The following is a 22878-nucleotide window of genomic DNA, read 5'->3' on the forward strand; positions in this document are numbered from 1 at the left end:
GCCTACAACTCTGGTACGGCCGTCTCGAATCAGGTTACCCGCTCGATGCCGGCACCCAAACTGGCCAGGTTTTCGACGAACATCGGGTAGCCGCGATCGATGTGGAAAACGTCGTGCACCTCGGTCTCGCCATCGGCCACCAGGCCGGCAAGCACCAAGCCGGCACCGGCTCGGATGTCCGAGGCCCACACCGGCGCACTCGACAGCTGCGGAATTCCACGCACCACCGCATGGTGACCATCGGTACGGGCGTCCGCCCCCAGACGGATCATCTCCTCAACGAACCGGAACCGAGCTTCGAAAACGTTCTCGGTGATCATTGAGGTGCCGTCGGCGATGCATGCCAACCCGATTGCCATCGGTTGCAGGTCGGTCGGGAACCCGGGGAACGGCAGGGTCGCGACGTTGACCGCCTTCGGTCGTTCGTACTGCACCACCCGGAAGCCGTTGTCGTTCTGCGTCACCGTCGCACCCGCATCGTGCAGTTTGTGCAGGACCAACTGCAGATGCGCCGGGTCCACTCCGGTCACCGAGATGTCCCCTCGGGTCATCGCCGCGGCAATCCCCCACGTCGCGGCAACGATCCGATCACCGATGACCCGATGTTCGGTGGGATGCAGCCGATCCACCCCGGTGATGGTCAGCGTCGACGAACCCGCACCCTCCACCTGCGCGCCCATCTGGTTGAGCATCGTGCAGATATCGGCGATGTCGGGTTCGCGGGCCGCGTTGTGGATGGTGGTGACGCCCTCCGCGAGCACCGCGGCCATCAAGATGTTCTCGGTCGCCCCCACAGAAGGGAATTCGAGTTGGATCTCGGCACCGCGTAGATGATCGGCCTCGGCCACCACACAGCCGTGCTCGATGTTGCAGCGGGCACCCAACTGACGAAGTCCCGCCTGGTGCATGTCCAGCGGTCGCGAACCGATCGCGTCACCGCCGGGCAGCGCCACTTTCGCCTTCCGGCCCCGCCCCACCAGCGGGCCCAGCACACAGACCGAGGCACGGAACTGACGGACAGCGGCGAAGTCGGCGTCGTACTTGACTTCATCCGGTGAGGTGATCCGCACGGTGGAACCGTCGAGTTCGACGGTTGCTCCCAACCCGCGCAACACCTCCGCCATCAGTGGGACATCGAGAATGTCGGGGCAGTTGGTGATCGTGCTCGTGCCCTCGGCGAGCAATGCCGCCGCCATGAGTTTCAGAACACTGTTCTTCGCTCCCCCGACGGCGACCTCGCCTGAAAGCCGGCTTCCGCCGGTCACCACGAAACGATCGCTCACGCCGGTCAGTGTAAGCAACCGACGACGCAGTTTCAGAACGCTGCGAGCACAACTCGAACGCCTCGACCGGTACGGTTGAACCATGGCCGTGCACCTGACCCGCATCTATACCCGGACCGGCGACGACGGCACCACCGGCCTCAGTGATTTCAGTCGCGTGTCCAAGAGCGACGCCCGACTCGAGGCCTATGCGGACTGCGACGAGGCCAACGCGGCGATCGGTGTGGCGCTGTCGATGGGCGAACCGGATGACCGGATCCGTGCCGTGCTGCTGCAGGTACAAAACGACCTGTTCGACGCCGGCGCCGATCTGTCGACGCCGGTCGTCGAGAACCCCGTGTATCCCCCGCTGCGGGTCCTGCAGGACTACATCGACCGGCTGGAAGGCTGGTGCGACGAGTTCAACGAGGACCTGCCGAAGCTCGACTCATTCATCCTGCCCGGCGGAACCCCGCTGTCGGCGCTGCTACACGTGGCACGAACCGTCACGCGGCGGGCCGAACGTTCGGCGTGGCGGGCGATCGATCAACACGGTGATTCGGTGAATGTGCTGCCGGCGAAATATCTCAACCGACTGTCGGATCTGCTGTTCATCCTGTCGCGGGTGGCGAACCCGGACGGTGACGTGAAGTGGCAGCCCGGCGGGGAGCGCAGCTAGGCGGACCTGCGCCGGGCGCGGTGTGACGGCCGGGACTCCAGCCACGAGGTGAATGCGGTCAGTGCCCCGCGATCGAGGGCCACCTCGAACCGGCGGTCGGGGTCCCGCAATTCCAGAATCGCGATCTCATCGGTCATGATGTCGAACTCGTCACCGCGCGGGGTACGCCGCGACACCACTTCCAGACCCAGCCGACTCACGCGCCGATCGGGCCACCATCGCATGCTCGACACCCGGTAGAACTCGGCCTCCGCCTCGCCGTACCGCAGCACTCCGTGCCGCCAGCCGTGGCCGCCCTCGGCCGGGTAATCACGCAGGATCGCCGCGGTGCCGCCGACCTGACGGAGCTTCCACAACCGGTAGCCCAACGCGACGACGGCAAGCAGCAAAACGCCGATGAGCGCGACCATGATCCACATGGGCGCGCTCATCGTCAGGTCCTACTAGTCGATCTGTCCGACGGCACGCAGACGCGCGCGCCCCCACGCAGCCTTGGCCGGATCATCCGATTCGGAGTCCTGCTTGGCGGCGTCGGCGTCGATCTCCGATTCGAACTGGGCGTTTTCCACCAGGAGGCTGACCCCGCCGTCGGTCACCGACAGGAACCCGCCGTCGACCGCGATGCGGAGGTCGTCCTCGCCGTCCCGCTCGACACGCACCATGGCGTCGTCGACCAGTTGAGCCACCAGCGGGATGTGCCGCGGCAGGATGCCGATCTCACCCGCGGTGGTGCGGGTGAAGACGAACGTGGCCTTGCCGGACCACAGCTTGCGCTCGACGGCGACGATCTCGACGTCCAACTCAGCCATGCCACACCACCTTTCGCACTCCGTTGACTACTGCAGACATCACAGCTTGGCGCCGAGGGTTTCTGCCTTCTTCGCCAGGTCGTCCAGACCGCCGATGAGGAAGAACGCCTGCTCGGGCAGGTGGTCGAACTCACCCTTGGCCAGCTTGTCGAAGGCCTCGATGGTCTCCTTGAGCGGCACGGTCGAGCCGGGCTGACCGGTGAACTGCTCGGCCGCCATCATGTTCTGGCTCAGGAAGCGCTCGATCTTACGGGCGCGGTACACCAGCACCTTGTCCTCTTCGGACAGCTCGTCGATACCGAGGATGGCGATGATGTCCTGAAGATCCTTGTAGCGCTGCAGGATCCGGATGACTTCCTGGGCGACGCGGTAGTGCTCGTCGCCGACCACGCTGGGGTGCAGGATCGTCGAGGACGATGCCAACGGATCCACCGCGGGGAAGATGCCCTTGGAGAACACCGCGCGGGAAAGCTCGGTGGTGGCATCCAGGTGGGCGAAGGTGGTGGCCGGCGCCGGGTCGGTGTAGTCGTCGGCGGGCACGTACACGGCCTGCATCGAGGTGATCGAGCGACCACGGGTCGAGGTGATGCGCTCCTGCAGCTCACCCATCTCGTCGGCCAGCGTCGGCTGGTAACCCACGGCCGACGGCATACGACCGAGCAGGGTCGAGACCTCGGAACCGGCCTGGGTGAACCGGAAGATGTTGTCGATGAACAGCAGCACGTCCTGGCCCTGCTCATCGCGGAAGAACTCCGCCATGGTCAGCGCGGACAGGGCGACGCGCATACGCGTGCCCGGCGGCTCGTCCATCTGGCCGAACACCAAGGCGGTGTCCTTGAGCACGTTGGCATCGGCGAGCTCGACCCACAGGTCGTTACCCTCACGGGTGCGCTCCCCCACGCCGGCGAACACCGAGGTACCACCGAAGTTACGGGCGATGCGGTTGATCATCTCCTGGATGAGCACGGTCTTGCCGACGCCGGCACCACCGAACAGGGCGATCTTGCCACCACGCACGTACGGGGTCAGCAGGTCGACGACCTTCAGACCGGTCTCCAGCATCTCGGTGCGGGGCTCCAGGTCGGCGAAGGCCGGCGGCTTGCGGTGGATGGACCAGTGCTCGAAGTCCTTGCCGTAGCCCGGCTCGTCGAGGCAGTCACCGAGGGCGTTGAACACGTGGCCCTTGACGCCGTCGCCGACGGGCACCGAGATCGAGGCGCCGGTGTCGGACACCTCGGTGCCACGGACCAGGCCGTCGGTGGGCTGCATGGAGATGGTGCGCACCAGGTTGTCACCCAGGTGCTGCGCGACCTCCAGGGTCAGGGTCTTCGACAGCTCCTTATAGGAGATGTCGGCATGCAGCGCGTTGAACAGCTCGGGCACGGAGCCACGCGGAAACTCCACGTCGACCACGGGGCCGGTGATACGAACGACGCGGCCTGCGGACTTTTCGGCAGTAGCAGTCATATCTCTTTCGCTTCCTGAGAGGGGCTTGCTTTTCAGCTATTTCGAGTCGGCCAGCGCGTTGGCGCCGCCGACGATCTCGCTGATTTCCTGGGTGATCTGTGCCTGGCGCTCGCGGTTGGCCGCCAGCGTGAGTGCCTTGATCAGATCGTCGGCGTTGTCGGTGGCCGACTTCATGGCGCGCCGGCGCGAGGCCGACTCCGAGGCGGCGGCCTCCAGCAGTGCGGCGTACACACGGGTCGCGATATAGCGCGGCAGCAGCGCGTCGAACAAGGTCTCCGCGCTCGGCTCGAACGAGAACAACGTGTGCGGGCCGTCCTCGGGCTGCTCGTCACCGACGTACTCCACGACCATCGGGGCCACCCGCAACGCCACCGCGGTCTGCGACAGCATCGAACGGAACTCGGTGGACACGATGTGGATCTCGTCGACGCCGAGGATGCCGTCGGCACCGCCGTCGTCGCCGTCGTCATCGGCACCGGACATGAACGACGTCACCAGGGTGTCGGCGATCTCCTTGGCGTCCTCGTAGGTGGGACGCTCCGAGAAACCGGTCCACGATTCGACGATGTCACGCTGGCGGAAGCTGTAGTAGCCCAACGCCTTCCGTCCGACGACGTACACCACCGGGGACTTGCCCTCGTCACGCAGCAGCGAGAAGAGCTCCTCGGCGCGGCGCAGCACGTTGGCGTTGTAGCCGCCGCACAGACCACGGTCCGAGGACACCACCAGCACGGCCGCCCGCTTCGGGTTGTCCCGCGGGACCAGCAGCGGGTGATCCAGCGCGCTGGCGCTGGCCAACTCGGTCAGCATGTTGGTGATCTCGGTGCTGTAAGGCCGGGCCGCATCGACCCGGGCCTGCGCCTTGGCGATCCGCGACGTGGCGATCAGCTCCTGGGCCTTGGTGATCTTCTTGATCGACCCGGCGGAGCGGATACGTCCGCGTAGCTCGCGCAGTGTGGCTGCCATTGGTTACCTAGGCCTTCTTGGGAGCAGGCTTACGGACCTTGACCGATTCCTTCTCCAGATCCTCGGGATCCAGAGCCTCGGAGTCGGCCTCGTTGACGACGACGGAGCTACCGTCGCTCGCCGAGAAGCCCTTCTTGAAGTCATTGATGACCGTCACCAGCTTCTCCTCGGCCTCTTCGGAGAGCTTCTTGGTCTCCTTGATGCCGGTGAGGATGTCGGCGTGGCTGGCCTTGACGTGCTCCAGCAGTTCGTCGACGAAGCGCGAGACGTCTTCGGCCGGAACCGAATCCAGGTGGCCCTGGGTGCCGAGGAAGATCGACACGACCTGATCCTCGACGGCCAGCGGGCTGTACTGGGGCTGCTTGAGCAGCTCGACCAGGCGCACACCGCGGTCCAGCTGCGCCTTGGAGGCCGCATCCAGGTCCGAGGCGAAGGCCGCGAAGGCCTCCAGCTCGCGGTACTGCGACAGATCCAGACGCAGCGAGCCGGCGACCTCTTTCATGGCCTTGATCTGGGCGGCACCACCGACGCGGGAAACCGACACACCGACGTTCACGGCCGGACGCACGCCCTGGTTGAACAGGTCGGACTCCAGGAAGCACTGGCCGTCGGTGATCGAGATGACGTTGGTCGGGATGAACGCCGAGATGTCGTTGGCCTTGGTCTCGATGATCGGCAGACCGGTCATCGAACCGCCACCGAGCTCGTCGGACAGCTTGGCGCACCGCTCCAGCAGACGGGAGTGCAGGTAGAAGACGTCACCGGGGAACGCCTCGCGGCCCGGCGGGCGACGCAGCAGCAGCGAAATCGCGCGGTAGGCGTCGGCCTGCTTGGACAGATCGTCGAACACGATCAGGACGTGCTTGCCGTCGTACATCCAGTGCTGGCCGATGGCCGAACCGGTGTACGGGGCCAGCCACTTGAAGCCGGCGGGGTCAGAGGCCGGGGCCGCGACGATGGTGGTGTATTCCATCGCGCCGCCCTCTTCGAGCGCCCGCTTCACCGAGGCGATGGTGGTGCCCTTCTGGCCGACCGCGACGTACACGCAGCGCACCTGCTGCTTCGGGTCGCCGGTCTCCCAGGCCTCACGCTGGTTGAGGATGGTGTCGACGCAGACCGCGGTCTTGCCGGTCTTGCGGTCACCGATGATCAGCTGACGCTGGCCGCGGCCGATCGGGGTCATGGCGTCGATGGCCTTGATACCGGTCTGCAGCGGCTCGCCGACGCCCTGGCGCTGAACCACCGAGGGGGCCTGCAGCTCCAGTGCGCGACGCGCGTCGGCAGCGATATCGCCCTGACCGTCGATCGGCTGGCCGAGCGGGTTGACGACGCGACCGAGGAAGGCGTCACCGACGGGCACCGAGAGCACCTCGCCGGTGCGCTTGACCTGCTGGCCCTCTTCGATCTTCTCGAACTCACCGAGGATGACGGCGCCGACGCTGTGCTCGTCGAGGTTCAGCGCCACACCGAGCACGCCGCCCGGGAATTCGAGAAGCTCCTGGGTCATGACCGAGGGCAGGCCCTCGACGTGGGCGATACCGTCACCGGCATCGACGACGGTGCCGACCTCTTCCCGCTCGGTGTCGGCGGAAAACGAGGATACGTAACCCTCGATGGCACCTTCGATATCAGCAGCCGAGATTGTCAACTCTGCCATGGTTTTTCGTCTTCCTACCTTGTGTTCTTGAGAGGTTCGGGGGTCGGGGCCGGCGCGTGAACTAGTCCGGCAGCTGGCTCTGCGCTGCGGCGAGCCGGGATGCGATGGAACCGTCGATCACCTCGTCACCGACGGTGATCGAAAGACCCCCGAGCAGTTCCGGATCGACATGCAGTTGGACGGACACCGGATGCCCGTAGATGCGGGTGAGCACGGCGGTCAGTCGATCGCGCTGTGCATCGGTCAATTCCGCGGCGGCGCTGACGTGTGCGACGACCTCGCCACGACGTGCCACGGCGAGCTCCGCGAGGTCGATGACGGCCTCATCGGCACGTTCCCCACGCAGCAGGCCGACCGTCTGCTTCAGCAGCGCGGCGGCGGTGCCGTTGCTCGCGGTGCCGATCACCTTGTCCAACAGCCCGATTCGGCCGGCGGCATCGGTGGTGTAGTCGCTGAGCAGCGTGGTCAGTCGGGGCTCGGTGTCCAGCACCCGCCCGAACTTGAACAGCTGATCCTCGACCTCGTCGACCTCACCAGCAGCCTGTGCACGCTGCAGCAGGGCAAGCCGTGCGATGTGCTCGATCCCGTCGACCAGGTCGGCCTCGGTGGACCACCGCTGTGCGGCCGCCGTGCGGACCAGCTTGAGCGCGGCATCGCCGACCTTGCCGGTGAACAGCTTGTCGACCAGCGCCACCTTGGCCGACGTGTTGTCGGTCGGCTCGGCGAGGTGCTTGTTGAGCGTGCTCTCCGACAGCAGCAGCTTCGCCACCGCAGCCAGATCGTCGGCCAGCGTCGTCAGTCCATTGGCATCCAAACCGCCTGCCAGACCATCGAACTCGGCGACCAGGGTGGCCAGCGCCTCACGGCTGGCAGCCCGCAGCGTCGAGGTGGCGGCCGTGTCGATCACGAACGGCGACGGGGCCATCTGGTCCAGGTCGTCAAGGAAGCGGTCGACGGTGGCCGATTGCGCCGCCGGATCGGCGACGTGTGCGCGCACCAGATCGGCGGCCTTGGTCACCGCTTCGTCGCCGAGCCCGACCCGCAGCTGGCGCACCAGCTGCTGGCGGAGCAGGTGAACCTGCTGGCCGCCCTGGGCCTTGATCCGCTCGGCGTCGACGCCGGCCTGCTCGGCCAGCTGCGCCTTGATCCGCTCGGAGTCCTGACGCGCCTCGTCGGTGACATGGCTGGACTCCGCCTTCGCGTCGGCCAGGGCCTTGGCGTGCATGGCATCGGCATCAGCGAGCTTCTTTGCCGCCTCGGCACTTTCGGCCAGGGCGACGCGAATGGCCTCCTGCTGTTTGACCATCAGCCCCTTGACGAGTGGCACCACCCACTTGCCGAGGATGAACACGATGACGGCAAAGCCGATCAGCTGTCCGATGAATGTCGACATCTACCTATTTCCGTCCCGAATTCACGTCGACGCCGAGGATGCGGCTCGCCAGGGTGGCCGACAGGCCGTCCACTGACGAGGCCAACTCGGCTTGAGCCGCCGATCCCTGCTGGGACAGCTGCTCATTGGCCTGGCGTACCGTCTCGGCGACCTCACCGCTGGCCTCCGCGCGCTTCGCGTCGACGACCTGACGGCCCTCGGCGCGTGCCTCGTCCCGAAGAGCCGAAGCCTCGGCGCGTGCGCCTGCCATCGCCTCGTCGTAGTCGGCCTGAGCGGCGGCCACCTGTTCGGCCGACTTGCGGCTGTCAGCGGCGGTCTTGGCCAGCATGGCTTCGCGCTCGGAGAGCACCTTGCTGATCGGCGGCACCACCCACTTCCAGATCACGCCGAGCGTGATCAGGAAGATGAGCAGCACTGCGAAGAAGGTGCCGTTGGGGATCAGGAAGTTACTGGTCCCCCCGCCCTCTTCGGCCGCGAGAATGGTCGTGGTCACTTCACCCATGCTGGCGGGTTCTTAACCCTCGATGAGGCCGGGCGTGGCGAAGACGAACAGCGCCATGAAGGCCAGGTTGATGAAGTAGGCGGCCTCGACCAGACCGACGGTGATGAAGAACGGCGTGAACAGCCGGCCCTGGGCCTCAGGCTGCCGGGCGATACCCGAGATCAGCGCGTTACCGGCGATACCGTCACCGATACCGGCGCCGATGGCACCGCCACCCATGATCAGACCGCCACCGATCAGCGCGCCAGCAGTGATGATGGCGTTGGGATCGAGTTCCATTACTTTCTTCCTCCTTGTAACTGGCGGCGATGCCACCAGGACTGCTTCATACGGGTCGAGCTGGTCTGCGTTTTAGTGCGCGTGTGCTTTGTCGTCGTGGTCGTCGTGAACTTCCATCGCCTGGCTGAAGTACAGGATGGTCAGCAGGCTGAAGATGAAGGCCTGGATCAGTCCGACGAACAGGTCGAACGTCTTCCAGATGGCGTTGGGCGCCCACTGGATGTACCAGGGGAACATCGCGATGAGGCCGACCAGGATGCCACCGGCGAAGATGTTGCCGAAAAGTCGGAGTGCCAGCGAGATCGGCTTGGCGATCTCTTCGACGATGTTGATCGGCGCCAGGAAGGCGACGTGACCCTTGACCACGGCGACCGGGTGACCGACGATGCCGCGGCGCCAGATACCGGCTGCGTGGTAGGCGATGAACACGAACAGTGCCAGCGCCAGCACGAAGTTGATATCCGAGGCGGGCGGCTTGTAGAGCTCGCCGGCCGCGCCGTCGGATCCGCCGTACTGCCAGGGCAGCACCGCCAACCAGTTCGAGATCAGGATGAAGGCGAACAGGGTGACCGCCAGCGGCAGCACGAACGGGGCGATCTTCATGCCGATCGAGCCCTCGATCTGCTGGCGCATCTGGATGGTCAGCGCCTCCCAGAACAGCTGCACGCCGCCCGGGACACCGGTCGAGGTGACCTTCGACTTCAGGTAGAACGCCAGCCCGATGATGATCAGCGACGTGATGGCCGTGGCCATGATGGTGTCGCCGTTGAAGGTCATGCCGAACAGTTCGAACACCATGACGTGGTGTCCGACGTGGATGGCGGCGCCACCCTCTTCGGCGGCGAGAATGGTCTCAGTCATGCCCGTGCGCTCAGCCCTTCGAATCCGATGCGGAGACGTCTTCGACGTCCAAACCGTTGGCGCGGATCTTCCGCAGTACCGGGATGCTGGTGCTCATCACCAACAACGCCTGGAAAATCGCCAGCCCGAACAGCACGGCGATACCGCCGTGTTCCTTGAAGAAGATTGCTACCGCCAGTGCGATCGCGGTGATGATCAGCAGTCGCGTGGCGGAGTTTACGGCCATCTTCTTCTTGAGTGGGTGGTCCTCCATCGTGATCGACTCGACCGCGCGACGTACCAACAGCGCATTGAGCAAACCGAGGCCGAGGCCCACACCGAAGAAGACACCGAAGAAGATGTTGCCGACGAAACCGGCGGCCGCGATCGCCACGGCGGACAGCGCGATGATGACGATCAGGAGACGCAGCGGCCGAAACGCGACGGAGGGGAACACCAAGGGCGCGTCGTGCGCTGGTGTCGTCACTTGGTTCACCTCAATCCCGCGGCGTCGAGGGGGTTGGTCGTGCTTATCACTACAAACTGCAAAGTTCCTGAGCGTGCCCGCCGAGAATAACGGAGGGCAGCGGGCGCGCTGAACTCACCCAAGGGGAAGCTCCCTTTTGTCGGTCGTGTATCGGCGCCGATTCGGTCTTTCGACCGATGGGCCGGGCCGGCAACCCGCGAGGTTTTCGGGTTATGTCCCGAACCGTACCACAAGGTAGGAGGCACAAAAACAGGCCTACTACTTTTTGTCGTACACGGGCTTTCAGGGCTCCTCGATCGGACCGTTGCGCCCCCGCAGAAGCGGGATCAACGTGACCACTCCGGCCACCACGATTGCGGCCAACATCACTGCACCGGTGTGCCGGGGATCGAAGAAGATGGTGCTCGCCGCGCCGAGGGCCACGATGCCGACCCACAGGTAGATCAGCAGCACCACGCGCCGGTGCGAATGACCGATCTGCAGCAGCCGGTGATGCAGGTGCATCTTGTCGGGGCTGAACGGGCTCTTGCCGGCCCGGGTCCTGCGCACGATCGCCAACAGCATGTCCAGCGCCGGGACGAACATCACCGCGACAACCAACAGGAACGGCGACAGCAACGCGAAGACATCGCGTGCCCCGTAGGCGTTCTGCGAGATCGGCCCCGCGGCCGTCGTCGACGCCGCCGCGAGCATCAGCCCGATCAGCATGGACCCCGAGTCGCCCATGAAGATCTTGGCCCGGTGGAAGTTGTGCGGCAGGAAGCCCAGACAGGCCCCGGCCAGCACCACCGAGATCATCGCCGGCGGGTAGAACAGCACATCGCCGCCGTGATCACGCAGCAGCCCGACCGAGAAGATGCAGATGGCCAGCGCGGTGATCAGTCCCAGCCCGGCCGCCAGCCCGTCGAGTCCGTCGACGAAGTTCATCGCGTTGACGATCGACACCGTCAGCGCCAGGGTGAGCAGGATCGAGGTGACCTGGTCGAGCACGATGGTGCCGACCCCGCCGATCGGGATGTAGAGCACGCTCCACGCGACACCCATGGTGACCAGCACGCTGGCCGCGGTGATCTGGCCGGCGAATTTGGTCAGTGCATCCAGGCCCCACCGGTCGTCGATCAGGCCGACGAGCATGATCAGACCGCCCGCGACGACGACGGCCGGCATACCCGTCGAGTAGACGAAACCCCGGTTGAGTGCGGGCAGCTGGGAGGCCAGCAGCACCGCGGCGACCACGCCGATGTACATCGCGAGGCCACCCATCCGCGGGGTCGGCTGCACGTGCACGTCGCGTTGGCGGGGATAGGCGACGGCTCCGACCCGGGTGGCCAGGACACGGGCCCAGCCGGTGGCGAAGTAGGTGATGATCGTTGCGGTCAGACCGACCAGTGCCAGTTCACGCAGCGGGACGCCGGCGCCGCGGTCGGACAGCGCGAGCAGGCCGTCAGCCAGGTGATCCATCGGCGTCCTCACCGGCCAGCGTGGCCGCCCCGACGCCTAACACCCGAGCAACATCGGCGATCGGCACCGGTCCCTCACGCAGCACGCGCGGCGAGGGTCCGGACACGTCGACGATGGTCGAGGCGGCGCCCTGCGGGGACGGACCGGCGTCCAGGTAGACCTCTACGCGGTCGCTCAGCTGCCCCTGGGCGTCGGCCGCCGTGGTGGCGGCGGGGAATCCCGAGACGTTGGCGCTGGACACGGCCATCGGACCGACCTCGCGGAGCAGATCGATGGCCACCGGGTGCAGCGGCATGCGCAGCATGACGGTCCCGTTGGCGTCGCCGAGATCCCACTGCAGCGACGGCGCGTGGCGCACCACCAGGCTCAGCGCGCCGGGCCAGAACGCCTGGATCAGTTCGCGGGCCGCCGGCGGCACGGCGTACACCAGGCCGTCGATGGTGTGCCACGAGCCGACCAGTACCCCGACCGGCATATCGCGGCCCCGGTTCTTGGCGGCCAGCAGCGCACCGACGGCGGCATTGTCGAAGGCGTCGGCACCGATGCCGTACACCGTGTCGGTCGGCATGACGACCAGTCGGCCGCCCTTGACGGCGCTGATCGCCGATGCCAGTCCGCTGGCCCGCTGGTCGGGATCGGAGCAATCGAACAATGCCATGCAGTCAGCTTCTCACCGCGGTGACGAATCGGGGACGGCCGGTCAGGTCGCGGCGCGCCGCGACGTCGGTGAAGGCACCCGAGCGGGTGAAAAGTGTCACCGTCGCCTCCGAGGTGGTGTCGTCATGCTCGACGCCGATTTGTCCGCCCGGGCGCAGCAGTCGCGCGGCCAACGTGACGATCGGCCCGATGACCGACATCCCGTCAGGCCCGCCGAACAGGGCCGAATGCGGATCATGCTCGGCCACTTCGGGTTCCAGATCGGCGCCGTCCGGAATGTAGGGCGGGTTGGCGACGATCAGATCGACGGTCCCGTCGAGCTCGCTCAACAGATCCGGGGCGGTTACATCGGCCCGGACCAGGCGGACCGCTCCCCCGACGTTGGTGCGCGCGTAGCGCAGCGCATCTTCGGACTGTTCGACGGCGATGACCCGGGCGTCCGGGCGGTGGGTGGCCAGCGCCAGCGCCAACGCTCCGGAACCGGTGCACAGGTCGACGATCACGCCACCGCTGGGCAGCTCGATACCCTGAGCCCATTCCAGCAGCGCCTCGGTCTCCGGCCGCGGGATGAACACCCCGGGACCGACCGTCACAGTCACCGGGCCGAACGCCGCGGTACCGATCAGATGTTGCAACGGGATGCGCTGCGCGCGGCGCGTGATCAGCTGGCGGTACCGCTCGGTGAAGTCGGGACCGGGCTCGATCAACGTGAGCCGGCCGCGGTCCACACCCGCGACGTGGGCGGCAAGGTATTCGGCATCGCTGCGGGCCGAGTCGACGCCGGCTGCCGCCAGCGCCTCGGTGGCCTGCGCGATTTCCTGCCGCACGCTCACGCGGTTACCTCGCAGGCTCGGTTCCCGTATTTCAGATCCACGGTTCGCTCCGCAAGCGTCGCTCACGCTTGCTGCAGGCGCGCCTGTTTGTCGGCGGCAGCCAGCGCGTCGAGCAGGGCGTCCATATCGCCGTCGAGCACCTGGTCGAGGTTGTGCGCCTTGAAGTTGATGCGGTGGTCGGCGATCCGGTTCTCCGGGAAGTTGTAGGTCCGGATCCGCTCGCTGCGGTCGACCGTGCGGATCTGGCTGGCCCGGTCGGCCGACGCATCGGCCGATGCCTGCTCCTCGGCCAGTGCCTGCAGCCGCGCGGCGAGCACCACCATGGCGCGCGCCTTGTTCTGCAGCTGGCTGCGCTCGTTCTGGCAGGTGACGACGATGCCGGTGGGTAGGTGCGTGATACGCACCGCCGAGTCGGTGGTGTTCACGCCCTGTCCGCCCTTACCCGAGGACCGGTAGACGTCGATCCGCAGATCGGACTCGTCGATCTGCACCTGCTCGACATCCTCGGGCTCGGGGTATACGAGCACGCCGGCGGCCGAGGTGTGGACGCGCCCTTGGGATTCGGTGACCGGCACGCGTTGCACGCGGTGCACACCACCCTCGAACTTCATCCGCGACCAGACACCGTCGGCGGAATCGCCCTTACTGGCGATGGTGATGGTGGCGTCCTTGTAGCCGCCCAGATCCGACCAGGTCTCGTCGAGCACGGTCACGGTCCAGCCGTGTCGCTCGGCGTAGCGGATGTACATCCGGGCCAGGTCGGCGGCGAACAGTGCCGACTCCTCACCGCCCTCGCCGGACTTCACTTCCAGCACCACGTCATCGGCATCGTGCGCGTCGCGCGGGGCGAGCAGATCGGTCAGCTTGGCGTCCAGCTCGGCCACGGATGCCTCGAGCTCGGGCACCTCAGCGGCGAATGCCTCGTCCTCGCCGGCCAGTTCGCGAGCGGCCTCCAGGTCGCCGCGGGCCGTCTCCAACTTGCGGTAGGTCGACACGATCGGCGATACCTGTGCGAACCGGCGGCCGACCTTTCGCGCGGCACCGGCGTCGGCGTGCAACGCAGGGTCGGCGAGCTGGCGCTCGAGGTCGGCATGCTCGGCCAGCAGCGCCTCGATCATGGGTGCGGTGTCTGACACGGCGTACCTTCCTCCAAACGCAGATCGGCGCCCGGCCTGTCACCTGGACAGGAACGGGCGCCGATCGGACAACTAGTTGTCGGCTGAAGCCTTCGTGTTGCGCTTGCCGTAGCGCTTCTCGAAGCGGGCGACGCGGCCGCCGCTGTCGAGGATCTTCTGCTTGCCGGTGTAGAACGGGTGGCACTGCGAGCAGACCTCGACAACGATGTTGCCGCTCTCCTTGGTGCTGCGGGTGGTGAAGGTGTTACCGCAGCCGCAGACCACATTGGTCTCTGCATAGTTGGGGTGGATGCCCGATTTCATATTTTCCTCTTCAATCGTTGGCCGCCGGGTCGCCCGAGCCCAGACCTGGGAGTCTTCGAGCGTGAACCGGAACCGAGGGTCGACGGTCCATTATGCCAGGTCAACCGCCAAGTGCGAAAACGCGTGCTTGAGCGTGGCTATTCCCCGGCCTGCGCCAACGCCGCGGTGTCGCCGGTCAGGCCTGCCAGCCCGGCCCGCCGACCGGACAACACCAGCACGATGTCGCTCAGCGAACCCTCGACCGCACGCCCCTGCCCCACTACGAAGGGTGCATCGGTGGCGGTGAACGCGATGTCAGCGAACCGCTTGCGGGGATTGAACGGGAAGGTCATCGCCCACAGTCGTTCGGCGACCACGAGCGCGGCATCGATCGGCATGGCACGGGTGATGCCCAGCGGTTTCGTGATGTCCTGTCCGTGCACCAGGGCGTCGATCAGCGGATCGGCCACCGCGGTGCCCGGCGGACGTCGCCGCTGTCCGACCATCGCCCGCAGCGCTGCCACGATTTCGTCGGGCGGGCGCGGGTCATCCTGGGCCAACCGCACCATCATGGCGTCGAACCGGAACCCTGAGCGCATCGCCTCCCAGGCCATCCGCGGCCATGGCGCATTGGCGTGGGTCAGGTGCGCGGCGACCTCCCGGACCGTCCAGTGCTCACAGAGCGACGGTGTGGCCCACTGCTGCGGTGTCAGGGTGTCCAGCAGGTCTGCCAGGTTTCCCCGTTGCTGATCGATGTGACGCCAGATCTCGTCATCGCGCATGACACGCCTCCATTTGATCAGCTTTCCTGATGAAATATAGTCAGCCTTCCGTACTAAAGTCAACGAATATGGAGGAGCCCAGCACCGCGGCGCTGATGTTCATCGCCCACCGCGCCGCCGAGTCCCGTCTACATGAGGTCCTGCACGCCGCGGGATACGACGACCTCACCGTCGCGCAGATGAAGATCGCCCAGCGGCTGCGCCCCGACGGCATCCGCCTGACCGACCTGGCCGAGCAGGCACGCGTCACCAAGCAGACCGCAGGCGCGCTGGTCGACCAGCTCGAGCGGGCGGGCTACGTCGAACGCGTCCCGGACCCCGCCGATGCCCGCGCCCGGCTGGTGGTGCTCAGCGCGCGCGGCCGCACGCTGTGCGCCACCGCCGGCGCCGAGGTGGCCGAGGTCGAGGCGCAATGGCGAGAGCATCTGGGCGCCAAGGCGTTCGACCGGCTTCGCCAGCTGCTGCTGGAGTTGCGCGAGATCACCGATCCGTATCGGTGAAGACCTTGCCCTCGCGTTTCCAGATCGTGCGCCCCTGCGGATCGACACCGAGCGCGACGAGTTCACGCTTGAGGATCTTGTTGGTGGCCGTGCTCGGCAGGTCTCCGGCGACCCACACGTAGCGCGGCCAGGCCTTGGGCGAGAGATCGGCTTGGCCGGCCAGAAATTCACCGAAAGCCTGCGGCGTCAATACCGCGTCATCCTGCAGCACCACCGCCGCCATCACCTGGTCACCGACCAACTCGTCGGGCACCGGGTAGACGGCAACCCGATTGATCTCCGGTAGCCGCAGCAGGATTCGCTCGATCGGCGCGGTGGTCAGGTTCTCGCCGTCGACCCGCATCCAGTCGGCGGTGCGGCCGGCCAGGTAGATCCAGCCGTCGGCGTCCCGGTAGGCCAGATCGCCGGACCAGTAGATACCGCCGCGCAACCGTTCGTCGGTGGCCGCCGGATCGTTGTAGTAGCCGCGGAACAGGCCGCTGCCGCTGGTGTTGACCAGTTCGCCGGTGGCAGCCTCGGCATTGACCAGCTTGCCGTCGGCGTCGAACTCGGCAAGCTCGCATTCCTTGCCGGTGCCCGGGTCGTAGATGGCGACACCGGGGAAGCCCTGCCCGATCGAACCGGCCGGGGTGTTCTCCAGCCGGGTGATGATCACCGCGGTCTCGGTGGAACCGAACCCGTCCCACACGGTGCACCCGAAGCGCCGGCCGAAGGCGTCGATGTCACGGTCGGCGGCCTCGTTGCCGAAGGCGATGCGCAGCGGATTGTCGGCATCGTCGGGTTGTTCCGCGGTGGCCAGGATGTATGCCAGCGGCTTGCCGACGTAGTTCATGTAGGTCGCGCCGTAGCGGCGGATATCGGGCAGGAAGGACGAGGCGGAGAACGCCGCGGGCGCCATCGCCGCACCCGCTCCGAGCGCGACGCTCCAGCCGGCATAGACGGCATTGGAATGGAACAGGGGCATAGCGAGATAGCACGTGTCGGCCGGGCCGAGTTCGTACCGCGCGACCAGCGCGCCGCCCGCGAAGAGCACGGTGGAGTGCGGCACCTCGACCGCCTTGGGCTCGCCGCTGGTACCCGAGGTGAAGATCATCATGAAGGTGTCATCGGCGACGACCTCGCGGTGCGGGGTCAGCTCCGGGGCCTGCCCCAGCAGCTGCGCCCAGTCCGTATCGGTGACGTCGTGAACTTTGACGCCGGGCAGGTCGACGCCGTCGAGCAGATGTCGATGTTCGGCGTCGGTGAGCAGGATCTGCGCGTCGACCCGGGCGATATCGCGGGCCAGTGCCGCGCCGCGGCGGGTGGTGTTGACCCCGCACAGCACGTAGCCGCCGAGGCCGGCGGCGGCCAGCGCGGTGAGCATGTGCGGGGAGTTACCGAACAGCACGCCGACGTGCAGGGGGCGGTCCGGGTCGGCGGCATTGATGACGGCGGCAGCCTGGCGGGTTGCATCGTCGATGTGCTGTCGCCAGGTCGTGGTGGTGTCGCCGTACCTGATCGCGACGGCGTCACCGCCGGCCCGGCTGCGCAGCAATTGCTGCAGAGTCTCCGCCATGCGCTGGACACCTCCATGTGTGAACAGATTTTGAGAACTGTCTACCATCGCCGGCCTGCCCCGCGATACTGACGGGGTCCTTGGCAGAATGCAGCAGAACGTGTGCTAATCGGCGCACTGATTTCGAGGAGACCGCACTTGCCGACCAGCACGACCACCGTCCGCGACCGCCTGATCGATGCGGCGGAGGTGTGTCTGCGCGCGAAAGGGATCCGGGCCACCACCGTCTCCGAGGTCGCCGAGACGGCCGGCGTCTCACGCGGGTGGCTGTACCGGCACTTCCCGGACAAGGTGACCCTGCTGGGCGCGGCAATCGTGCGACTCAACGAGGCGTACTGGTCGGACGCCCACGCCGTGCTCGAACAGGTGCACGGCCTGGATCAGCAGATCGTCGCGGGCATCCGGCACGGTCGCACCGCCTACGACGATCCCGGCGCGCTGCTGATGAAGCTGCGCCTCGACGAACCCGAGGAGTTCGCCGCCTGCGCCGGCGCCGGTGTGCAGGGTCTGGTACCCGACCTGGCCCGGTTCTGGTCGCGGTATCTGATCGCCGCACGCGACAGCGGCGAGATCCACACGGACGTTGTCATCGACGAGGCATCGGAATGGGTTGCCCGCGTGGTGATCTCGTTGGCGACGGTGCCGGGCGAGACGCTGGACCCGACAGACCCCGCGCAGCTGCTGACCCATGTGCGGCGTTATGTCGCTCCGGCCCTGAAGGCCGATCCCGCGGTCTGAGCATCGGAGAAATCACGCTTCGTCGGCGAAGCGGAACTCGCCCGCGGCAATCCTGTCGAGCATGTTCGCGGTCCAGGCGCCGTGCGCGGCAAATGATCCGGTCCACAGGTCGAGCAGATACTGGGCATGTGGCGGTTCGTCGGCATCGGGCCACTGCGGTTTCATCGCCTGGAGCTGGCTTTCGATATCGCGGGTGGTGTCGAGTTGGGTGCGCAGCAACTCGGCGATCCGCGCCCGCGGCAGGCACCGCATGAAGGCGATACCGGCGCCCAGTTCCTCGATGTCCGGGCTGACCAGCGCGGCCTGCAGCAGCCGCAGGAACTCCCGCTCCCCCGCCGGGGTCAGCGCGTAGGCCACCCGACTGGGCCCGCGCGCACTACCCTCGGACTCGGCCGCGCGCAGGAGTTCCTCGCGGGCAAGCTGTTTGACCGCATGGTAGATGGACGGCGGTTTGACCGCGGTCCAGGTGTCGACCCGCCACGACATCAATTCCTTGTGGATGGCGTAGCCGTGGACCGGACCCCGAGCGCGCACGACACCGAGGACCAGCAGCCGGACGGTCGGTGCGGCTACGCCAGCCACTGGCGCAGCTTGGTGATCGCGGCGAGCTCGTCGGCGATGGCATCGCACTCGGGGGCGGTCAGCGCCATGGCGTCGAGCTCGGCGGTGGCTGCTGCTTCGGTATCGGTGTCGGCCAGTGCGATGGCGAGTTCCACCCGGTCGGCCAGGGCGCGGGCCAAATCGGCGCGGTCGGCGGTAGCGCGGTATCGACGCAGTGCGGTGTCGAGTGCCCGCGCGGCGAGCTCGTCGTCATTCTTGAAGTCCCGGAAGATGCGCACATTGTCGTGGGCCTTGGCCAGACCGGACAGCTCGCGGGATCCGCCGTATTCGATATCGGCCTCGCCCGAGCTGATGAACACCAGGCAATTGCCCGACGGGTCGAGGATCTGAAAGCGGCTCTGCCCGGGACGGAGCCGCTCGATGCGGGGCAACCCTCGGAACGGCACCCGGCCGTATCGCGCGCGCAGTCGGGCGCTGAAATCGTCGTGGTGGCCGGCGACGTCATCGACGAAGACCAGGCACCCGCCGGTCAGTTCGTCGGCGATCCGGAGGCTGGGCGCGGCCTCCTTGAAGTGCAGTTGGACGCCGTCGATGGCGAAGGCCAGATACAGGTAGGGCTTGGTCTGCTGGTCGGAGACGTCGAAGCCGAGCGCGGCGTAGAAGTCGACGGTCTGCGCGGGCGTGGCACACGGCAGGAGCGGAACGGTGCTGATGGCCATGCCCGCCATACTACTCAACTTTGACTAGTGAGCACCAGGTCCCCCGGAGACGATTTCGGCGCGGTCGCGCTCGCTCAGCGAGCGTGACCGCGCCGAAATCGCAGAAAAGGTCAGTCGTTGTCCATGCCACCGGGGGTGGTCTTGGACACCTGGACCAGGAACTCGTAGTTGGTCTTGGTCTTGCGCAGCTGGCTCATCAGCAGGTCGATCGCCTGATGGCTGTCCAGGCCACTGAGCACGCGGCGCAGCTTGTGCACGATGGCAAATTCGTCGGCGCCGAGCAGTAGCTCGTCCTTGCGGGTGCCCGACGGGTTGACGTCGACGGCCGGGAAGACACGGCGCTCGGCGATCTTGCGATCCAGCTTGAGCTCGGCGTTACCGGTGCCCTTGAACTCCTCGAAGATCACGGTGTCACCGGTGGAGCCGGTCTCGACCATCGCGGTGGCGATGATGGTCAGCGAGCCGCCGTGCTCGATGTTGCGGGCCGCGCCGAGGAACCGCTTCGGCGGGTACAGCGCGGTCGAGTCCACACCACCGGACAGGATGCGACCCGAGGCGGGCGACGCATTGTTGTAGGCGCGGCCCAGGCGGGTGATCGAGTCGAGCAGCACCACGACGTCCTTGCCCTGCTCAACCAGGCGCTTGGCCCGCTCGATGGCCAGCTCCGCGGCCTGGGTGTGGTCTGACGGCGGGCGGTCGAAGGTGGAGGCGATGACCTCACCCTTGACCGAGCGCTGCATATCGGTGACCTCTTCCGGGCGCTCATCGACGAGCACCACCATGAGGTGGCATTCCGGGTTGTTGCGGGTGATCGCGTTCGCGATGTCCTGCATGATCGTGGTCTTACCGGCCTTGGGCGGCGACACGATCAGGGCACGCTGGCCCTTGCCGATCGGCATGATCAGGTCGATCACCCGGGTGGTCAGCCGCTCCGGTGTGGTCTCCAGGCGCAGCCGCTGGTTCGGGTACAGCGGGGTCAGCTTGGTGAAATCAGGGCGGTTCTTGGCGTTCTCGACCGGGCCACCGTTGACGGTGTCCAGCCGCACCAGCGGATTGAACTTCTGCCGCGGGTTGTTGCCGCCGCTGTTCTCGCCTTCGCGGGCGACGCGCACCGCGCCGGTGACGGCGTCACCGCGGCGCAGTCCGTTCTTGCGGACCATGTTCATCGACACGTAGACGTCATTGGGTCCGGCCAGGTAGCCCGAGGTCCGGACGAACGCGTAGTTGTCCAGCACGTCGAGGATGCCGGCGACCGGCTGGACGACATCGTCCTCGCGCAGCTCGGTGTCGCGGTCTCCCCCGCCGCCACCGCTGCCGCCGTCACCGCCGCCGGAGCGCTCACCGCGCCGCCGACGATCGCGGAACCGACGGCCACGACGGCCGCCGCGGCCCTCGTCATCGTCGTTGTTGTTCGAGTTGTTGTTGTTCGCGTTGCCGCCGCCGCTGTTGTTGCCACCGTCACGGTTGCGGTTCTGCTGACCGCCCTGCTGGTCGGTGTTCTCCGAACGGTTGCCCTGCTGGCCGCCGTCCTCGTTCTTGGCACCATCGTTCTTGGTGGTGTCGTTCTTGGCGCCGTCGCCCTTGGCGTTCTCGCCTTCGGCCGGCTTGTCCTGCTGGGTATCCGGCGCACCGGACTGGCGCGCGGCACCACGTCGTTCCCGGCGCTGCGGGCTCTGCTGCTGCGGCGCATCGCCACCGTCCCCGGCGGGCGCCGGCGTATCGGTGACGGTGTCGAGGGTCGGCTGCTCGACCGGGGCGGCCTTGGGAGCCTTGGCCTGCGCCTTCTCGGCGGGGGCGGACTTGGCGGAGGTGCCGTTGGCCTCTCCGCGGTGTTCCTTGATGGCAGCGATCAGATCGCTCTTGCGCATGCCGGAGGTGCCTTTGACACCTACTTCACTGGCCAGCGCGCGCAGATCAGGGAGCAGCATCGACGTCAGCGAGCCGGAACGGCCACCGCGGGTGACGCCTGCGCTCGGCGCGGTACTGGTTGAACTCACGGCTTCCGCGGGCGCACTGCCGCTGTCAGTTGCCGTGATGAGGTCCGTATCAGTCACGGATTTCCTTTCTTTCCCTCGCATCTGGCGTTGGTGCGGAGGGATCCCCGAAGGTCATCTGTGCCCAGCCACACGGCCGGGCACGTGGTGTCTCATGACGCCACCGTCACGTGCGCAACGGTGATCGCCAGGGTCGACCGCCGCACGGCAGACCGTGAGTCCACGGGTGAAACACGAGAAGATTGGGTGTCGTCCTAGTGTCGGCGCAGGTAGAAACGCTGCGATTGCTGGACGGAAGCGAGAATAACCCGCATCAGGCGTGGTTGCAAGAAGCGCCACGGTTTGCGTGTTGGTCTCTGCTCTTACGTCCCGGACGCCGGTCCGGCGGTTCCGGAACTCCAGCGTACGCCCTCACCAGGCGTCATCTCGGTCACGGTGAACCCGTTCGCGGCGCCGTAGGACAACGCCTCCTCGGGCAGGTCCCGGCCATCGGTCAAGGCAATCACCGCAGGTCCGGCGCCCGAGAGCACCGCTGCCACCCCACAACGACGCAGCACCGCCAGGTATTCCGCCGAGGCCGGCATGGCCGGCGCCCGCTGCGTCTGGTGCAGTCGGTCACCGGTCGCCTCCAGCAGCAGATCCGGCCGCTCGGTCAGCGCCACCACCAGCATTGCGGCACGCGCCAGATTGAAGCGCGCATCGGCGTGGCCGACCTGCTCGGGCAGCAGCCCCCGGGTCGCCGCCGTCGAGGACCGGGTCTCGGGCACGGCCGGGAAGAGTCGGATGTCGGGATGCAGTTGCAGGTGCGCGGCGTCGTAGCGGGCCGGATCGCTGCCGTCCACGGTCCAGGACACCACGGCGCCACCGAGGACGGCCGCCGCGGCGTTGTCGGGGTGCCCTTCGAACTCCGAGGACAACTGCACCAATTCATCGCGGGTCAGCTCAGGTGAATTCAGCTGCGCCGCAAACCCATTCGCGACGGCAAGGCCACCGACCACGGCAGCTGCCGAGGAACCCAGTCCCCGTGAATGCGGAATCACGTTGTGGCAGTGGACCTTCAGACCGCTCGCGCGCAGGCCCGCGGCCTGCATTCCTACCGTGATCGCCTTCACCACCAGGTGGTCGGCGTCCAGCGGCACCTGGCCCGCACCCTGCCCCTCGACATCGATGATCAGCCCGGAATCCGTTGTCTCGACCTCGATCTCGTCGTACAGGCTGAGCGCGAGGCCCAGGCTGTCGAAGCCCGGGCCCAGGTTGGCGCTGGACGCCGCGACGACGGCGCCGGCGCGCAGGCCGGCCGGCAGGGTGTGGGTCACGCG

25 protein-coding genes are annotated in these 22878 nt (G+C 66.9%); 3 read left to right on the forward strand and 22 right to left on the reverse strand.

Translation table 11 applies throughout. From position 1 onward, the window contains the following. Window positions 1-29: 29 nt before the first annotated feature. Complete coding sequence (gene murA, locus ACLBYA_RS00185; protein WP_447707342.1) at window positions 30-1283, reverse strand: UDP-N-acetylglucosamine 1-carboxyvinyltransferase; 1254 nt, start codon at window positions 1281-1283, stop codon at window positions 30-32. 82 nt (window positions 1284-1365) lie between these two features. Between murA and ACLBYA_RS00190 the strand changes: the two genes are divergently transcribed. Next, window positions 1366-1941, forward strand: coding sequence for a cob(I)yrinic acid a,c-diamide adenosyltransferase (locus ACLBYA_RS00190; RefSeq protein WP_447707343.1), 576 nt, complete (start codon window positions 1366-1368; stop codon window positions 1939-1941). Here ACLBYA_RS00190 and ACLBYA_RS00195 read toward each other — a convergent pair. The 16 genes from ACLBYA_RS00195 to ACLBYA_RS00270 all read right to left on the reverse strand — a co-directional run bounded on the left by ACLBYA_RS00195 (window position 1938) and on the right by ACLBYA_RS00270 (window position 15492). After that, window positions 1938-2372, reverse strand: coding sequence for a DUF2550 domain-containing protein (locus tag ACLBYA_RS00195; RefSeq protein ID WP_447707344.1), 435 nt, complete (start codon window positions 2370-2372; stop codon window positions 1938-1940). The two genes, ACLBYA_RS00190 and ACLBYA_RS00195, sit on opposite strands and share 4 nt — an antisense overlap. A 12-nt stretch (window positions 2373-2384) precedes the next feature. Next, window positions 2385-2750, reverse strand: coding sequence for a F0F1 ATP synthase subunit epsilon (locus ACLBYA_RS00200; RefSeq protein ID WP_447707345.1), 366 nt, complete (start codon window positions 2748-2750; stop codon window positions 2385-2387). A gap of 39 nt (window positions 2751-2789) precedes the next feature. Continuing rightward, window positions 2790-4217, reverse strand: coding sequence for a F0F1 ATP synthase subunit beta (gene atpD, locus ACLBYA_RS00205; protein ID WP_447707346.1), 1428 nt, complete (start codon window positions 4215-4217; stop codon window positions 2790-2792). Between the two features lie 36 nt (window positions 4218-4253). Beyond that, window positions 4254-5183, reverse strand: a complete 930-nt coding sequence (locus ACLBYA_RS00210) for a F0F1 ATP synthase subunit gamma (protein ID WP_447707347.1) — start codon at window positions 5181-5183, stop codon at window positions 4254-4256. Between the two features lie 7 nt (window positions 5184-5190). After that, complete coding sequence (atpA, locus tag ACLBYA_RS00215) at window positions 5191-6840, reverse strand: F0F1 ATP synthase subunit alpha (RefSeq protein ID WP_447707348.1); 1650 nt, start codon at window positions 6838-6840, stop codon at window positions 5191-5193. Between the two features lie 61 nt (window positions 6841-6901). Then, the gene (locus ACLBYA_RS00220; protein ID WP_447707349.1) at window positions 6902-8233 is read right to left on the reverse strand and encodes a F0F1 ATP synthase subunit B/delta; all 1332 of its coding nucleotides are present in this window, start codon (window positions 8231-8233) and stop codon (window positions 6902-6904) included. 4 nt (window positions 8234-8237) lie between these two features. Further along, window positions 8238-8735 carry a F0F1 ATP synthase subunit B gene (locus ACLBYA_RS00225; RefSeq protein ID WP_447707350.1) on the reverse strand — a complete coding sequence of 166 codons (498 nt, stop codon included), beginning with the start codon at window positions 8733-8735 and terminating at the stop codon, window positions 8238-8240. A gap of 12 nt (window positions 8736-8747) precedes the next feature. Continuing rightward, window positions 8748-9014, reverse strand: a complete 267-nt coding sequence (locus ACLBYA_RS00230) for a F0F1 ATP synthase subunit C (RefSeq protein ID WP_083060960.1) — start codon at window positions 9012-9014, stop codon at window positions 8748-8750. A gap of 72 nt (window positions 9015-9086) precedes the next feature. Beyond that, a complete protein-coding gene (atpB, locus tag ACLBYA_RS00235) occupies window positions 9087-9875 on the reverse strand; it encodes a F0F1 ATP synthase subunit A (protein WP_447707351.1) in 789 nt (262 codons plus the stop codon). A gap of 10 nt (window positions 9876-9885) precedes the next feature. Next, window positions 9886-10341, reverse strand: a complete 456-nt coding sequence (locus ACLBYA_RS00240) for an ATP synthase subunit I (protein ID WP_447707352.1) — start codon at window positions 10339-10341, stop codon at window positions 9886-9888. Between the two features lie 282 nt (window positions 10342-10623). After that, window positions 10624-11802, reverse strand: coding sequence for a glycosyltransferase family 4 protein (locus ACLBYA_RS00245; protein ID WP_447707353.1), 1179 nt, complete (start codon window positions 11800-11802; stop codon window positions 10624-10626). Beyond that, on the reverse strand, window positions 11786-12460 hold the full coding sequence (locus ACLBYA_RS00250) for an L-threonylcarbamoyladenylate synthase (protein WP_447707354.1): 675 nt from the start codon (window positions 12458-12460) through the stop codon (window positions 11786-11788). Before ACLBYA_RS00250 ends, ACLBYA_RS00245 begins: the two co-directional genes overlap by 17 nt. Window positions 12461-12464: 4 nt before the next feature. Beyond that, window positions 12465-13292 carry a peptide chain release factor N(5)-glutamine methyltransferase gene (prmC, locus tag ACLBYA_RS00255; protein ID WP_447707355.1) on the reverse strand — a complete coding sequence of 276 codons (828 nt, stop codon included), beginning with the start codon at window positions 13290-13292 and terminating at the stop codon, window positions 12465-12467. Between the two features lie 62 nt (window positions 13293-13354). Next, complete coding sequence (gene prfA, locus ACLBYA_RS00260) at window positions 13355-14410, reverse strand: peptide chain release factor 1 (protein WP_447707752.1); 1056 nt, start codon at window positions 14408-14410, stop codon at window positions 13355-13357. A 90-nt stretch (window positions 14411-14500) separates the two neighbouring features. Beyond that, window positions 14501-14731, reverse strand: a complete 231-nt coding sequence (gene rpmE / locus ACLBYA_RS00265; RefSeq protein WP_447707356.1) for a 50S ribosomal protein L31 — start codon at window positions 14729-14731, stop codon at window positions 14501-14503. 137 nt (window positions 14732-14868) lie between these two features. Then, a complete protein-coding gene (locus ACLBYA_RS00270; RefSeq protein WP_447707357.1) occupies window positions 14869-15492 on the reverse strand; it encodes a maleylpyruvate isomerase family mycothiol-dependent enzyme in 624 nt (207 codons plus the stop codon). Between the two features lie 68 nt (window positions 15493-15560). On the opposite strand from ACLBYA_RS00270, the gene ACLBYA_RS00275 reads away from it, so the two are divergent. Beyond that, window positions 15561-15992 (forward strand): MarR family winged helix-turn-helix transcriptional regulator, encoded by a 432-nt coding sequence (locus ACLBYA_RS00275; protein ID WP_447707358.1) that lies wholly within the window; start codon window positions 15561-15563, stop codon window positions 15990-15992. Here ACLBYA_RS00275 and fadD1 read toward each other — a convergent pair. Continuing rightward, window positions 15973-17547, reverse strand: coding sequence for a fatty-acid--CoA ligase FadD1 (gene fadD1, locus ACLBYA_RS00280; RefSeq protein ID WP_447707359.1), 1575 nt, complete (start codon window positions 17545-17547; stop codon window positions 15973-15975). The genes ACLBYA_RS00275 and fadD1 overlap by 20 nt on opposite strands. A gap of 138 nt (window positions 17548-17685) precedes the next feature. Here fadD1 and ACLBYA_RS00285 point away from each other — a divergent pair, with 138 nt between their 5' ends. Then, window positions 17686-18285, forward strand: coding sequence for a TetR/AcrR family transcriptional regulator (locus tag ACLBYA_RS00285; RefSeq protein WP_447707360.1), 600 nt, complete (start codon window positions 17686-17688; stop codon window positions 18283-18285). A 12-nt stretch (window positions 18286-18297) separates the two neighbouring features. On the opposite strand, the gene ACLBYA_RS00290 is transcribed toward ACLBYA_RS00285, so the two are convergent. From ACLBYA_RS00290 to thrB, 4 genes are all read right to left on the reverse strand, one after another. Beyond that, entirely contained in the window at window positions 18298-18867 is a 570-nt protein-coding gene (locus ACLBYA_RS00290; RefSeq protein ID WP_447707361.1) for a PadR family transcriptional regulator, read from the reverse strand. After that, entirely contained in the window at window positions 18855-19565 is a 711-nt protein-coding gene (locus ACLBYA_RS00295) for a glyoxalase (protein ID WP_447707362.1), read from the reverse strand. The genes ACLBYA_RS00290 and ACLBYA_RS00295 overlap by 13 nt, the downstream gene beginning before the upstream one ends. A gap of 110 nt (window positions 19566-19675) precedes the next feature. Continuing rightward, window positions 19676-21619, reverse strand: a complete 1944-nt coding sequence (gene rho / locus ACLBYA_RS00300) for a transcription termination factor Rho (RefSeq protein ID WP_447707363.1) — start codon at window positions 21617-21619, stop codon at window positions 19676-19678. Window positions 21620-21921: 302 nt separating this feature from the next. Next, window positions 21922-22875: a homoserine kinase gene (thrB, locus tag ACLBYA_RS00305; protein ID WP_447707364.1), complete on the reverse strand. Its 954-nt coding sequence runs from the start codon at window positions 22873-22875 to the stop codon at window positions 21922-21924. Window positions 22876-22878 lie beyond the last annotated feature (3 nt).

This window comes from Mycobacterium sp. C31M (assembly GCF_053345865.1).

Bases quoted from the DNA above. Each gene is read 5' to 3' on its own strand.
- ACLBYA_RS00190 (WP_447707343.1), top strand. From the start codon at position 1,366: ATGGCCGTGCACCTGACCCGCATCTATACCCGGACCGGCGACGACGGC.
- ACLBYA_RS00195 (WP_447707344.1), bottom strand. From the start codon at position 2,372: ATGAGCGCGCCCATGTGGATCATGGTCGCGCTCATCGGCGTTTTGCTG.
- ACLBYA_RS00200 (WP_447707345.1), bottom strand. From the start codon at position 2,750: ATGGCTGAGTTGGACGTCGAGATCGTCGCCGTCGAGCGCAAGCTGTGG.
- atpD (WP_447707346.1), bottom strand. From the start codon at position 4,217: ATGACTGCTACTGCCGAAAAGTCCGCAGGCCGCGTCGTTCGTATCACC.
- ACLBYA_RS00210 (WP_447707347.1), bottom strand. From the start codon at position 5,183: ATGGCAGCCACACTGCGCGAGCTACGCGGACGTATCCGCTCCGCCGGG.
- atpA (WP_447707348.1), bottom strand. From the start codon at position 6,840: ATGGCAGAGTTGACAATCTCGGCTGCTGATATCGAAGGTGCCATCGAG.
- ACLBYA_RS00220 (WP_447707349.1), bottom strand. From the start codon at position 8,233: ATGTCGACATTCATCGGACAGCTGATCGGCTTTGCCGTCATCGTGTTC.
- ACLBYA_RS00225 (WP_447707350.1), bottom strand. From the start codon at position 8,735: ATGGGTGAAGTGACCACGACCATTCTCGCGGCCGAAGAGGGCGGGGGG.
- ACLBYA_RS00230 (WP_083060960.1), bottom strand. From the start codon at position 9,014: ATGGAACTCGATCCCAACGCCATCATCACTGCTGGCGCGCTGATCGGT.
- atpB (WP_447707351.1), bottom strand. From the start codon at position 9,875: ATGACTGAGACCATTCTCGCCGCCGAAGAGGGTGGCGCCGCCATCCAC.
- ACLBYA_RS00245 (WP_447707353.1), bottom strand. From the start codon at position 11,802: ATGGATCACCTGGCTGACGGCCTGCTCGCGCTGTCCGACCGCGGCGCC.
- ACLBYA_RS00250 (WP_447707354.1), bottom strand. From the start codon at position 12,460: ATGGCATTGTTCGATTGCTCCGATCCCGACCAGCGGGCCAGCGGACTG.
- prfA (WP_447707752.1), bottom strand. From the start codon at position 14,410: ATGATCGAGGCGCTGCTGGCCGAGCATGCCGACCTCGAGCGCCAGCTC.
- rpmE (WP_447707356.1), bottom strand. From the start codon at position 14,731: ATGAAATCGGGCATCCACCCCAACTATGCAGAGACCAATGTGGTCTGC.
- ACLBYA_RS00270 (WP_447707357.1), bottom strand. From the start codon at position 15,492: ATGCGCGATGACGAGATCTGGCGTCACATCGATCAGCAACGGGGAAAC.
- ACLBYA_RS00275 (WP_447707358.1), top strand. From the start codon at position 15,561: ATGGAGGAGCCCAGCACCGCGGCGCTGATGTTCATCGCCCACCGCGCC.
- fadD1 (WP_447707359.1), bottom strand. From the start codon at position 17,547: ATGGCGGAGACTCTGCAGCAATTGCTGCGCAGCCGGGCCGGCGGTGAC.
- ACLBYA_RS00295 (WP_447707362.1), bottom strand. From the start codon at position 19,565: ATGGCCATCAGCACCGTTCCGCTCCTGCCGTGTGCCACGCCCGCGCAG.